The following is an 11,707-nucleotide window of genomic DNA, read 5'->3' as shown; positions in this document are numbered from 1 at the left end:
GATGTATTTACTGCCCTGTACCATTTCCTGGAAGAGCAAAAGCGTATCTCCCTTACCCGGGAGCAGTTTACCCTTTTGCTCTCTTCCTTTGAAGTGGAACTGGATCAAAGGCTGAAAGAGCCAAAGCCCGAAAAGGTAAAGAAGCTAAAGAATAAGCTGGATATTAAAGTTCAGGCACCGCTCAGTGATGAAGACAGGGAGTTCATGGAGCTATACATGAATGATTATGACTGGAAGGTAAGGTTTGAAGGAGACTTTCCACCGGATTATATGATTCCGCTGTTTCTCCTTAAGCATGCTGTTTAAAGAAGTTTGTAGTTTGTAGTGTGTAGTTTGTAGTTCTTTAGGTCTGGGCAGAACTATTATTTGCAATCATACATAAGGTCAAACAATTGGCTTAGGTTGCAGAGCACATTTGTAGGCAAGCTATTGCTTAAAACTACTTTTACTATACTTTTCAAAGTAACAACCTAACCGCAATATATAAACGCCCAGCCTTGTCATCCTGACGGAGGAAGGATCTTTGGACTGCATTGGAGCAATGTTTTTATTCTATAGATAGAATTATATTATACTGAATAGAATGTGTTATGACTAACAGTATAGTATAACCGACCTTTTGCCTCAAGTTTTTATCTTTTTGATTTTACCTTTTAACTTCGACTTCCTCTCCTTCACTTGCCTTATTCAAAAATCCTATCGCTTGTTGGTCAAGATTTAATTGAGCTGCTTCCAGCAGGTCATCCAGTTGTTCAATGCTGGTGGCGCTGGCTATAGGTGCAGTAATGGAAGGCCTGGCAAGTAGCCAGGCAATAGCAATACTGGCTGGCGTGGTGTTATAGTCTTTAGCAACTTCATCCAGCGCATTAAGTATGCGCAGTCCACGATCGTTCAGGTAAGATTTTACCACCCCGCCGCCCCTGGCACTTTTATCCACATCTCCAGGGTTGCGGTACTTGCCAGTTAAAAAGCCACTGGCAAGAGCGTAGTAGTTAATGACACCCAGCCCTTTTTCAAGGCATATAGGTTCATATTCCTGCTCATACTTCCGGCGTTTATAAAGATTGTATTCAGGTTGCAGTGTCTCATAGCGGGGCAGGCCATGTGTTTCACTATATCTAATAGATTCGATCAATCTTTCGGCACTTAGGTTGGATGCACCAATAGCCCTGACCTTGCCTTGCTTTACCAGTTCCGCATAGGTTTCCATGGTTTCCGCTACGGGTGTGTCCAGGTCATCCCAGTGGCTCTGGTAAAGATCTATGTAATCAGTCTGTAATCTTTGCAATGAATCTTCCACCGCCTGGAGGATGTGTTGGCGCGTGAGGGATTTTTTACCTCCGGCCACGGCACCACCCACCTTTGTTGCAATGATCACCTTGTCCCTGTTGCGCCGTTGCTTGAACCATTTGCCAATAATGGTCTCAGATTCTCCTCCTTTATTTCCTGGCTTCCAGTGAGAATAGACATCGGCGGTATCGATTAGATTAAATCCTGCATCCACAAATGCATCCAGCAATTCAAAGGATTTTTCTTCATCAATGGTCCAACCAAAAACATTTCCACCAAAAGCCAGGGGTGCTACTTCTATCCCGGTAGCCAATTTTCTTTTGATCATTGTAATTATTTAAGCGTAGCCATGTCAATTACGAACCTGTAACGCACATCACCTTTCATCATGCGTTCGTAAGCTTCATTGATGTAATTGATATTGATCACTTCCACATCTGAAACTATATCGTGCGCAGCACAATAATCCAACATTTCCTGGGTTTCGGGCAATCCTCCGATCAGGGAACCACCTATGCTGCGCCTGTTACCAATCAGGTTAAAAGCAGGAACTTGTGCCGGGGCGGGTGGGGCTCCTACGCAAATCATAGTTCCATTGGTATTGAGCATATTGAGGTAGATATTATAATCATGCGGAGCCGATACTGTATCAATGATAAAGTCGAAATAATTTTTAAGGTCTTTTAGCTGTTCAGGATCTTTGGTTAAAGCAAAACGGTGAGCTCCTAATCTTTTGGCATCTGCTTCCTTAGAAGGTGAATGACTAAGCATGGTCACTTCTGCTCCAAATGATACGGCAAACTTTACCGCCATATGACCCAGACCACCCAATCCTAAAATGCCAACTTTATGACCCTTTCCCACTTTCCAGAAACGTAATGGGGAATAGGTGGTAATACCTGCGCAGAGCAGTGGTGCAACTGCTTCCAGGTTCAATTTATCAGAAACCTTTAAAACAAAATCTTCGGTTACAACAATGCGATTGGAATAGCCACCATAGGTCACTGTTTTGCCGTCCTTTTCATAACTGTTATAAGTGGCTACAGAACCATTTACGCAATATTGTTCTAATCCTTTTTCACAATTGGAGCATTCCCGGCAAGAATCAACCAGGCAACCTACCCCAGCCAGGTCACCTTCCTTGAATTTAGAAACATGTGCACCGACCTTTGTTACCCTTCCTACTATCTCATGTCCCGGGACAATAGGATAAATGGTACCACCCCATTCGTTGCGTACCTGGTGAATATCGGAGTGGCATACCCCGCAATACAATATTTCTATCTGTACATCATGAAGTCCTGGTTCCCGCCTTGTGAATTCAAATGGGCCAAGAGGAGCTGTATTGTCTTGTGCTGCATATCCTTTCGTTGCTGTCATCTTGCTGTTGATTTAATAATTAGAACAGCAAAAGTAAGCCGTGTAGCATTCAACGAATGGCTGAGGTTGCCATTAGTATTGGCCTACTAAAATTTTGATGCTTTAGATTCGCAGGGTAGATAGTATAAATATGAAGGCTGCAACAAGTAATGAGATCAAACAGGAATTAAAGGAGTTGTCCGGCGCAAAGCTTATGGATCTCTGCCTCCGCCTTGCCCGCTTTAAAAAAGAGAATAAGGAATTGCTAACCTATCTTTTATTTGAAGCAGATGACCTGGAGACCTATTTAAAAAATGTAAAAGAGGAAGTGGACGAGAATTTCATGGAGGTGAATACAACCAGTGCATATTTTGCTAAAAAAACGATCAGGAAGATATTAAGAATGGTGAATAAGCATATCCGTTACACCGGCAGCAAACAGGCAGAAGCTGAATTGCTGATCCATTTTTGTCTAAAACTCAGAGAGCTAAAGATCCCTTTCCGTAAAAGCAATGTGTTGGACAAGCTATTTGATGTACAGGTAAAAAAAATCAAGGCAGCCATAGATACCATGCACGAAGACCTTCAATATGATTATATAAGAGCTCTGGAAGACCTGCAATAGATAGGTGCTTCGTAAAATATTCAGATAGTTTACCCAAATTAAAACTTCGCCTGCAGACCTATTCCTACAAGGGATTTTAACTGTACTGCAGCAGATTTTCCATCATTGCCAAACAAACGCACATCATCATCATAAATAAGATCAACATTCCAGCTTGCAGATAACAGCTTCGACAATTTTAATAAAAGCACATTGGTCATATAGACATCTATTTTTTCCGGGTTGTGCCTGTAATTGGAAAACAGGTCGAGCCGCCCTTTATAACTTACAGTTTTATTGAACTCGTTCAGGTAATTGGCAGAAACAAAAGCGCCGAATTCAGACCGGGAATGTTTGCCAGGTTCTACACCGTAAAGGCCTTTCGCAGAAAGTGAGTCGTCTTTTACAAATACCCACCTGGCTGCTGCAGGTGACATAAAAAGTGAAAAATGATCACCTGGCTTGTAATCCATACCTATACTGGCCAGCAAATAGCCCGGTGATAAAAATGCAGAAGATAAGGTTTGGACATCATTTTTGTAAGTATATCCCTTAAAAAGCTGCGACCTGAAATTGGCCAATGCTGATACATTCCATTTAGGTGCTACTGAGCGTCCATAGATAGAGAGTAGGTCGATCCTGTCATCATTTTTGCGGCTACCCAGGCTCGTGGTATTTACATAACCCAGGTTAAAGTCAAGCGTATTATCCCAGCTATGCTTATCTTTTTTATAAAATGAATAAAGATTAAGTATAGAGCTAACAGCCAGAGAGAACTTGTCGCCGCCTGCTGCCCAATTAGTAAGAGATCCTTGTGAAATATTGAAACTGTACAAGCCTCCTTTTCTCCATACTTTTTGCAAGGTGTCTTCCGGCTTCTTAATTGATTTTGTTGCGTCTTTACTGAGATCTTTTACGGTTTGATCCTGTGCTTTGACCATGAAGAAAGCTAACAGGATTAAAGCAGTTAGTAGCTTTTTCATGTATTAAATTTACTTAAACAATAACGGATAATGTAAAGTACTTTTTTGATAAGTGTTGTAGTTTCCAATTGTTTTTTAAATATGTGCCTGTACCAAATATTATAAATGAAGCAGGTGCTTGTTTTATTAGTTATAGAAATCAATTAATTTGAAACCTCTGCCATTTTTAGTATATTAGAATTAAATGAATAACAATATAGAAGACAGCCTCATTACTATTCAAAACCTTGTAGATCTTACACTTGAGAAGCGACCACCTGCAAATAAAAAGGAAGTATTGCTGCAGAAGCAAATTGAAGAAATTATAGCAAAGGGAAGGATTGTTGAAATTCCTTCTGAGTGGCCTTGAGGTTTATTCGCCTTATTGAATTCTCCCATTCTTTCAGTTTTATGCCTCATTCCCGCATTTCTGCAAACCCAATAAAAAGCTATCAATTTATAAGACCTCGTAAATAATTTTTTGCCTGGTTCAATAATTGGAACGTTAGGTTCTTTAAATTGTTGGTATGTCATTATTGTTTGAACCCCTATCTATCCGCTCTGTCACGTTAAAGAACAGGATCATTGTTTCACCCATGTGTCAATATTCATCTACTGATGGATTTATTAATGACTGGCACCTGGTTCATTTAGGTGCTCGGGCGGTAGGTGGAGCTGCTGCAGTCATAACCGAAGCCACAGCAGTGTCACCTGGTGGACGGATCTCCCCAGGTGACCTGGGGATCTGGAAAGATGAACATACAGAAGGATTAAAAAGAGTTGCAGATTTTATTCATTCACAAAATGCTGTAGCCGGCATCCAGTTGGCTCATGCCGGTCGTAAGGCCAGTCACCATGCGCCCTGGATGGGTGGTGAAGCACTATCCATAGGGGAAGGCGCATGGACGACCCTTGCTCCCAGTCCATTGCCTTTTAAGGATGGTGAACCGCTGCCAGATGAAATGACAATAGAGGAGATCAGGGAATGCATAGAGCAATTTAGGTTGGCAGCCGAAAGGGCATTGAAGGCAGGTTTTAAAATTATAGAGATCCATGGAGCACATGGATATTTGATTCATGAGTTTTTATCACCCGCCAGTAATATCCGAACTGATATATATGGTGGATCCTTTGAGAACCGCACCCGTTTTTTAATCGAAATTATCGAAGCCATTCGCTCCGTGTGGCCACCTGAGTATCCTTTGTTTATTCGTATTTCAGCAACAGAATGGACCCCCGGCGGGTGGGATGGGGATGATTCAGTCAGGCTTGCAAAGTTGCTCCAGGCAAAAGGTGTTGACCTGGTCGATTGTTCCACCGGTGGTAATATCAGTGGTGTTCGGATTGAATTAAAACCCATGTACCAGGTACCGTTTGCGGAAAGAATAAAAAAGGAAACGGGTTTGCTTTCAGGTGCAGTAGGGCTGATAACCACTCCAAACGAATGCGAACAAATTATAGCTGAAGGAAAGGCCGATGTAGTTTTCCTGGCAAGACAAATGCTCAGGGATCCGTTTTTCCCTTTGCATGCCGCCAAAGAACTTGGGGTGGATGTCCCTTGGCCAGACCAATACCTGAGGGCTAAAAAATAATGTTCAGAATACGGTTATCAATTGTTAGAGCATAATAATTGTACAATGTTTCAAAAGCAGTTGTATGGAAAATGTTACAATAAAAAGTAAAGAGACATTATCCAAATGGAAACATGAATTACAAAAGATAAAATTTGAGCGGACAGGGAAAGATGGAGGTGTCCAGAGCCAGGAGCGTGAAGTGTATGATCATGGAAATGCTGTAGCTGCCTTACTCTACAATAAAGACAAAGGTACGGTTTTGCTTACCCGGCAATTTCGTTTGCCTGCCTGGTTGAATGAGGGCGATGGCATGTTACTGGAAGCCTGTGCCGGTCTGGTGGAGAAGGGAGAGGAGCCCGAAGAAACCATGAAAAGAGAGATCAGGGAGGAAATGGGGTATGAAGTGTCCTCTCTCAGAAAAATATTTGAAGTGTATTCATCTCCGGGATCTTTAAAAGAACTATTGATTCTTTTTATTGCTGAATATAACAAGGATCAGAAAGTGGAAGAAGGAGGTGGATTAAAAGAGGAAGGCGAAGATATTGAGGTCATTGAATTGCCAATTGAGCATGTTTTCGAGATGGCAAGTACCGGAAAAATAAAGGATGCTAAAACTGTACTTCTCATCCAATGGATGCATCAAATGGGAATGATACAGTAAATGCCTGTCAATAAAAAAGGTAAACCACCGAATGGTGATTTACCTTTTATGACTGGTTGTAAGATCGTTATTCTTTTACCTTAGGTTTCAACTGGTCCCTGGTAACGAACACTCTTCCACCTTTTTCATTGATCCAGTAATATTTTGTGCCATCATCTACATAGATCTTCTGTCCTTCCGGACCTACCCATTCATCTGATTCCTTGTCTGTAACCTTGGCCTTTCCTTTTGTGGCCAGTTCTGCCGTTTCATTACCCACTGCTTTTGCACCTTTCTTAATGCCATGACCTGCTTTTTTAGCTCCCTTCTTAATGGAATGTCCAACCTTGCTGGCGGTGCTTTGCGAATAGGCAGGTGAACTAATACCAATAAACGCGAATACGGCAATTATTGCCAGGATCTTTTTCATAGTTGTATGTTTTATCTGTTATGCTTAGGAACCACATACATCTAAAAAGGTGCCAGTTGAAACTCAGCAGTTAGGAAGTTTTTATATGATGTGATGCCAACCACAATCATATTTTTCTGTGCCTGATATCATACAAATTGGGAAATATCATCTCTACCTTTTGAGTAGAAATTATTCTTCAATTTTAAAACAGCAGTTATGAAATATTTGACCATTTTAAGCTTTATGCTGCTGTGCACCCCGGGTTGGTCACAGCAGTGGGCTAAACAATACGATTATGTAGATGACTGGTTTTGTGGCCTTTGTATAGTCGAAAAAGATGGTAAGCATGGCTTTGTAGACAAAGAAGGTAACCTGGTGGTTCCGGTCATTTACCAGGAAGTGATGCATTTTAATGAAGGCATGGCGGCAGTAATGAAGGATGGGAAATGGGGTTTCCTGGATAGTACCGGTAAAGTAGCTATACCATTACAATACAGTGAGGCATATACTTTCACCAATGGCCTGGGCCTGGTAGTAAAGAATGATAAATATGGTTTTGTAAATCCTTCCGGTAAAATGGTGATTCCAATGATTTTTGACAATGCGTCCAGTTTTTCCGAAGGCCTTGCTGTTGTAAATAAAAATGGTATGTGGGGATTTATAGATACGAATGGAAAAGAAATCATTCCATTGAAATACAGCTATGCTGTTTCATTCAATGAAGGTTATGCCAAGACCAAAAGGAATGGGAAGTGGTTATTGGTCGATAAAAATGGCAAGGAATCTCCTACAGAGTAGGCTTATAAATAAAAGGCAAGCTGAGCCTGCGCTATAAAAGAAGATAGATATTTCCTTTCTCTTCCTCGATAGTGTAAATATCTATCTTTCCTTTTGCCGGGCCGGCCTTAACCTCCCCATTATAAGTATCGAATTGTGAACCATGCCAGGGACATTGAACCGTACCGCAAATCATGGTGCCATCAGCTAAGGATGCACCCCGGTGGGTGCAGTGGTCACTGAATGCTACATGACCTTTTTCAGTATTGCCAATTACAATTCTTTGGCCGTTGATATGCATGAGCTTCATGGCATTGATCTTTATCTCACCATCTTTCGCCACTTTGATTCTTTTTTCATTTGTATTGATATATTCCTGTTGCCATTTTGCGGCATTGGCATAACGGTGATCAATACCTATCTGGTTACGGTGTACAAGAGTGCCACCCATCCATCCTGCAATGGACAATAATATGACTCCTATCGCTTCTATTCCAAGAATGATATAAGGATTTGCAGAAGCATCCCTCCTGTAAAACCATGCATAGGTGAAGAGTCCAACATTAATGAGGTTGATGATGGCATGCTGGCTTCCTCTTTTTTTAGCAGAGCTTTTTGGAGGAATGGTCATAAAATAATCAATAGCTCCGGGAACAGCGGCTGCCAGTGCGCCAATGATGCCTGCAATATCAAGGTAATAGGCCACTAATGAAAGTGGTGGCCTGTTAGTGATGATCCCAAAAAGATCAAAAACAAATGCACCTATAAAAAAGGCTATTGGAAACGATACCAGAATGGGATGAAGTGGATGTGAAGCCAGGTGTGCTTTACTTTTCATTCTTGTTAGTTTTCTTTACACAATCAAAAAGCTTACCTCAGCCACTGGGACAGATTGAAACTCATATTAAAGATTTCTTCGGGAGCCAGTTTTTTGAACAACAACATGTTGGAAAATATACTTTCCATTTATCATAATAATATGGTGCGGTAGACAATTGTATCTACCTTGTATGTCCTTTTCATCAAAACTTTATTACCATGACAACCAAAGAAGCAACAATGACAACTCAGGAAATTGCAGATCGTTTTTATGAGATGACACAGCAAGGCAAATGGAATGAAATACAGCAGGAGTTTTTTGCTGAAGATGCGGAAAGTATAGAACCCGAACATTCGCAGGGATTAAAAACTGTAAAAGGATTGGACGCTATTAAAATGAAAGGTGAATCGTTCAACCAGATGGTAGAAGAAATGCATGGAGGTTACTGTAGCAAGCCAGTAGTAGGCGGCAATTATTTCAGCGTAGCCATGGGTATGGATGTGACCATGAAAGGCGCAGGTCGCACCAAGATGGACGAAATCGCTGTGTATGGAGTAAAAGACGGTAAGATTATCAGTGAACAATTCTTTTATTAAGAAAATAAAAAAGCGATAGGGTCACTATCGCTTTTTTTATTTTTCAATTCTATAAATATCAGGCTCTTGCCCTTCTTTTAAATCCTGAAGCGGATGTATTGGGAGTCGCTACTTCCTTTCCTTTAGATTCAAAAGGATGTTCAACTGCGGGAATTTTTAAACCTATCAGTTTATTGATTCCACGGAGGTTGCTCATTTCTTCCCTGCCATCGCAAAAAGAAAATGCCATGCCATCAGCTCCAGCCCTTCCGGTACGTCCTATGCGGTGTACGTAGGTTTCAGGTACATCAGGAAGATCATAATTAATTACATGTTCAAGGGCGTCCACATCAATGCCACGGGCAGCAATATCCGTAGCTACAAGCACTTTCAGTTTGCCTCTTTTGAAATTGGTCAGGGCATTTTGCCTTGCCGACTGTGATTTGTTGCCATGAATGGCATCAGCGCCAATACCTGCTTTTTTCAAGTCTTTGGCGATGCGGTCAGCACCATGCTTGGTACGTGTAAATACCAATGTACGTTTGATATTCTTTTCTGTCAATAGATGAACCAACAATGTTAATTTCTGGTTCTTTTCTATGAAATAAACGTATTGATCGATCTTTTCTACAGTGGATGAAACAGGCGTTACTTCAACACGAACAGGTTGCTGTAATAAGGAGCCTGCCAGGTCTGCAATTGCAGGAGGCATGGTAGCTGAAAACAATAAGGTCTGTTTTTGTTTTGGCAATTCACGTATAACCCTTTTAACATCGTGGATAAAGCCCATGTCTAACATCCTGTCTGCTTCGTCCAATACAAACATCTGTAAATGGTCCAGGTGAACATATCCCTGGTTCATCAGGTCTAATAACCTTCCAGGTGTAGCGATCAAAATATCTGTTCCATTGCGTAAGGCAAGGGTCTGGGTGTGCTGAGAAACACCACCGTAGATCACTTCATGGGTTATACCCGTGAAACGACCATAGGATTCAAAGCTTTCACTGATCTGGATGGCTAATTCCCTTGTAGGAGTCAAAATAAGACCTCTTGTATGCCTGTAACCTTTTGTGTTTCGGAGTTCCTGGTGAAGCAATTGAAGCATGGGAATAGCAAAAGCAGCCGTTTTACCAGTGCCTGTTTGCGCCAGACCTAATATATCTTTCCCTTTCAATACTACGGGAATGGATTGTTCTTGTATGGGTGTGGGTGTAGTATAACCTTCTTTCTTAAGAGCCTTTAAAATAGGCTCTATAAGACCTAGTTGTTCAAATAACATGAAATAAATTGATTCTTTTAATTTAAAAAATTAAGCTCTGTAGAGCTTATTTCTCATCATTAGGACCAGATGAGCTTCTACGGAATAGGGGAGAAATTTATCAAGTCTTTAATTCGAGTGCATAGTAAAGATAGTCTTTAGTTTGTAAAAACTATGGTAAATGAGGAGCTTACTTTATAATTGAGGAATGAGTATGAGCATGATATAGATGTTTAAATAACACTACATGGACAATTATTAGCTTTTTGATTGTGCAGGTTTAGGATTTATTTACATTTTTAGAAGCTCTTTTCAAAATCGCAGGAGACTTTGAGCGTTCATCCCCCAATAAAACTCCCCATTGCTTAAAGTTTGTAGTTCGGTCGAAAATAATTTTTAAAACGGCAATAACCGGTAGTGATAAAAACATTCCGGCTATTCCGGCTAATGCTCCCCCAACAATGACCCCAATCACAGTGATCAAAGCATTGATCTTCACCTTAGAGCCCACAATCCGGGGCATGAGGATATTATTATCTATAAACTGCACAAAGGCAATTGTTCCCAGGACTGCGAATATTGGCCATATTTCCTGGGAGGAAGAAAGCGTTAGCAAAACTCCAATGATATTTCCAAATAATGCTCCAATGTAAGGGATCAGGTTAAGTATGGCGAAGATTATACCTATGAGAATGGCATGTTTTATTCCAATCAAAAGCAGGATGCCTCCCAGGGTAATGGTGACATAGCTCACCTGGATCAGTAATCCAATAAGATAACTTTTAATAATAGCTTCCGATTCCCGGATCACCTCTTCAACTTTAGGATGGCTTGCTTTTGGAAACCATAGATAAGTAAAGCGGATAAGGTTGCTTTTATAATAAAGTAAGAGGAAAATGTAAATAGGCAAAAGCCCCAGGAAAATAACAAGTCCTGTGACAGAAGATGCCGCCCCACTTAATAATCCTGCTGCATAATTGAGTAATTTATCATTTTGCTCATTAATGATCTGCACCTGTTTTTCAGTGGATAGGTGAGTTTTGGCATTAATCCATGAACTTAAAGAGGTGAGATGAAGCTGGACATTTTTCTTGAGTTGAGGGAAATCGGAAATAAGATTACTTACCTGGGAAGAAAAAAACCATATCAGAAGCCCAACAATAATAATTAAAAAGAAAAGGGAGAAAAAGATTGCCAAAGATTCCGGTAATTTTTTCCTTTTCAGGAAACGGTAAATGGGTAGAATCATAATGGCCAGGAAAAAGGCCATAACAATTGGCGTAATTACATCCCTGCCCACCAGGATAATCATTCCCAGGAAATAAAGACCCATTAATTCTATAGCTCTTCTTACAGTCAGGGGCAATTGTGTCATGCAGATGATTTGTTATATAAAAATAGTACAGCAGGGTAAATATGATTTAACATGGTCCTGA

The 11,707-nt window shown here is 40.8% G+C and carries 14 protein-coding genes; 7 read left to right on the top strand and 7 right to left on the bottom strand.

From position 1 onward, the window contains the following. A partial coding sequence (locus BP74_RS08900; RefSeq protein WP_496373203.1) for a hypothetical protein occupies positions 1 to 306 on the top strand: 306 nt, incomplete at its 5' end. A gap of 340 nt (positions 307 to 646) precedes the next feature. Here BP74_RS08900 and BP74_RS08895 read toward each other — a convergent pair. After that, positions 647 to 1,618, bottom strand: a complete 972-nt coding sequence (locus tag BP74_RS08895) for an aldo/keto reductase (RefSeq protein WP_496373201.1) — start codon at positions 1,616 to 1,618, stop codon at positions 647 to 649. Positions 1,619 to 1,623: 5 nt separating this feature from the next. Then, a complete protein-coding gene (locus tag BP74_RS08890) occupies positions 1,624 to 2,670 on the bottom strand; it encodes an NAD(P)-dependent alcohol dehydrogenase (RefSeq protein ID WP_496373199.1) in 1,047 nt (348 codons plus the stop codon). Between the two features lie 130 nt (positions 2,671 to 2,800). Here BP74_RS08890 and BP74_RS08885 point away from each other — a divergent pair, with 130 nt between their 5' ends. Continuing rightward, on the top strand, positions 2,801 to 3,274 hold the full coding sequence (locus BP74_RS08885; protein ID WP_496373197.1) for a hypothetical protein: 474 nt from the start codon (positions 2,801 to 2,803) through the stop codon (positions 3,272 to 3,274). A gap of 38 nt (positions 3,275 to 3,312) precedes the next feature. On the opposite strand, the gene BP74_RS08880 is transcribed toward BP74_RS08885, so the two are convergent. Then, complete coding sequence (locus tag BP74_RS08880) at positions 3,313 to 4,236, bottom strand: DUF3078 domain-containing protein (protein WP_496373195.1); 924 nt, start codon at positions 4,234 to 4,236, stop codon at positions 3,313 to 3,315. Between the two features lie 184 nt (positions 4,237 to 4,420). Here BP74_RS08880 and BP74_RS08875 point away from each other — a divergent pair, with 184 nt between their 5' ends. From BP74_RS08875 to BP74_RS08865, 3 genes are all read left to right on the top strand, one after another. Then, positions 4,421 to 4,585, top strand: a complete 165-nt coding sequence (locus BP74_RS08875; protein ID WP_496373193.1) for a hypothetical protein — start codon at positions 4,421 to 4,423, stop codon at positions 4,583 to 4,585. Positions 4,586 to 4,742: 157 nt separating this feature from the next. Next, a complete protein-coding gene (locus BP74_RS08870; RefSeq protein WP_496373191.1) occupies positions 4,743 to 5,807 on the top strand; it encodes an NADH:flavin oxidoreductase/NADH oxidase in 1,065 nt (354 codons plus the stop codon). Between the two features lie 64 nt (positions 5,808 to 5,871). After that, positions 5,872 to 6,450 carry an NUDIX domain-containing protein gene (locus BP74_RS08865; RefSeq protein ID WP_496373189.1) on the top strand — a complete coding sequence of 193 codons (579 nt, stop codon included), beginning with the start codon at positions 5,872 to 5,874 and terminating at the stop codon, positions 6,448 to 6,450. A 67-nt stretch (positions 6,451 to 6,517) separates the two neighbouring features. Here BP74_RS08865 and BP74_RS08860 read toward each other — a convergent pair whose 3' ends face one another. Then, positions 6,518 to 6,859 (bottom strand): hypothetical protein, encoded by a 342-nt coding sequence (locus BP74_RS08860; RefSeq protein WP_496373187.1) that lies wholly within the window; start codon positions 6,857 to 6,859, stop codon positions 6,518 to 6,520. 198 nt (positions 6,860 to 7,057) lie between these two features. On the opposite strand from BP74_RS08860, the gene BP74_RS08855 reads away from it, so the two are divergent. After that, positions 7,058 to 7,639, top strand: coding sequence for a WG repeat-containing protein (locus BP74_RS08855; protein ID WP_496373185.1), 582 nt, complete (start codon positions 7,058 to 7,060; stop codon positions 7,637 to 7,639). Positions 7,640 to 7,670: 31 nt separating this feature from the next. Here the strand turns inward: BP74_RS08855 and BP74_RS08850 are convergent, their stop codons facing one another. Beyond that, positions 7,671 to 8,456 carry a Rieske (2Fe-2S) protein gene (locus tag BP74_RS08850; RefSeq protein WP_496373183.1) on the bottom strand — a complete coding sequence of 262 codons (786 nt, stop codon included), beginning with the start codon at positions 8,454 to 8,456 and terminating at the stop codon, positions 7,671 to 7,673. Positions 8,457 to 8,656: 200 nt separating this feature from the next. Here BP74_RS08850 and BP74_RS08845 point away from each other — a divergent pair, with 200 nt between their 5' ends. Next, positions 8,657 to 9,034, top strand: a complete 378-nt coding sequence (locus BP74_RS08845) for a SnoaL-like domain-containing protein (protein ID WP_496373181.1) — start codon at positions 8,657 to 8,659, stop codon at positions 9,032 to 9,034. A gap of 58 nt (positions 9,035 to 9,092) precedes the next feature. Here the strand turns inward: BP74_RS08845 and BP74_RS08840 are convergent, their stop codons facing one another. Together BP74_RS08840 and BP74_RS08835 are read right to left on the bottom strand one after the other, a co-directional pair. Then, entirely contained in the window at positions 9,093 to 10,292 is a 1,200-nt protein-coding gene (locus tag BP74_RS08840) for a DEAD/DEAH box helicase (RefSeq protein WP_496373179.1), read from the bottom strand. A gap of 259 nt (positions 10,293 to 10,551) precedes the next feature. Further along, complete coding sequence (locus BP74_RS08835; protein ID WP_496373177.1) at positions 10,552 to 11,646, bottom strand: AI-2E family transporter; 1,095 nt, start codon at positions 11,644 to 11,646, stop codon at positions 10,552 to 10,554. Between the last annotated feature and the right edge of the window lie 61 nt (positions 11,647 to 11,707).

Source organism: Flavisolibacter ginsengiterrae DSM 18136, assembly GCF_059568575.1.
This window is presented reverse-complemented; position numbering and strand designations above follow the sequence as displayed.

Bases quoted from the DNA above. Each gene is read 5' to 3' on its own strand.
- BP74_RS08880 (WP_496373195.1), bottom strand. From the start codon at position 4,236: ATGAAAAAGCTACTAACTGCTTTAATCCTGTTAGCTTTCTTCATGGTC.
- BP74_RS08855 (WP_496373185.1), top strand. From the start codon at position 7,058: ATGAAATATTTGACCATTTTAAGCTTTATGCTGCTGTGCACCCCGGGT.
- BP74_RS08835 (WP_496373177.1), bottom strand. From the start codon at position 11,646: ATGACACAATTGCCCCTGACTGTAAGAAGAGCTATAGAATTAATGGGT.
- BP74_RS08885 (WP_496373197.1), top strand. From the start codon at position 2,801: ATGAAGGCTGCAACAAGTAATGAGATCAAACAGGAATTAAAGGAGTTG.
- BP74_RS08895 (WP_496373201.1), bottom strand. From the start codon at position 1,618: ATGATCAAAAGAAAATTGGCTACCGGGATAGAAGTAGCACCCCTGGCT.
- BP74_RS08875 (WP_496373193.1), top strand. From the start codon at position 4,421: ATGAATAACAATATAGAAGACAGCCTCATTACTATTCAAAACCTTGTA.
- BP74_RS08890 (WP_496373199.1), bottom strand. From the start codon at position 2,670: ATGACAGCAACGAAAGGATATGCAGCACAAGACAATACAGCTCCTCTT.
- BP74_RS08850 (WP_496373183.1), bottom strand. From the start codon at position 8,456: ATGAAAAGTAAAGCACACCTGGCTTCACATCCACTTCATCCCATTCTG.
- BP74_RS08840 (WP_496373179.1), bottom strand. From the start codon at position 10,292: ATGTTATTTGAACAACTAGGTCTTATAGAGCCTATTTTAAAGGCTCTT.
- BP74_RS08865 (WP_496373189.1), top strand. From the start codon at position 5,872: ATGGAAAATGTTACAATAAAAAGTAAAGAGACATTATCCAAATGGAAA.
- BP74_RS08870 (WP_496373191.1), top strand. From the start codon at position 4,743: ATGTCATTATTGTTTGAACCCCTATCTATCCGCTCTGTCACGTTAAAG.
- BP74_RS08845 (WP_496373181.1), top strand. From the start codon at position 8,657: ATGACAACCAAAGAAGCAACAATGACAACTCAGGAAATTGCAGATCGT.
- BP74_RS08860 (WP_496373187.1), bottom strand. From the start codon at position 6,859: ATGAAAAAGATCCTGGCAATAATTGCCGTATTCGCGTTTATTGGTATT.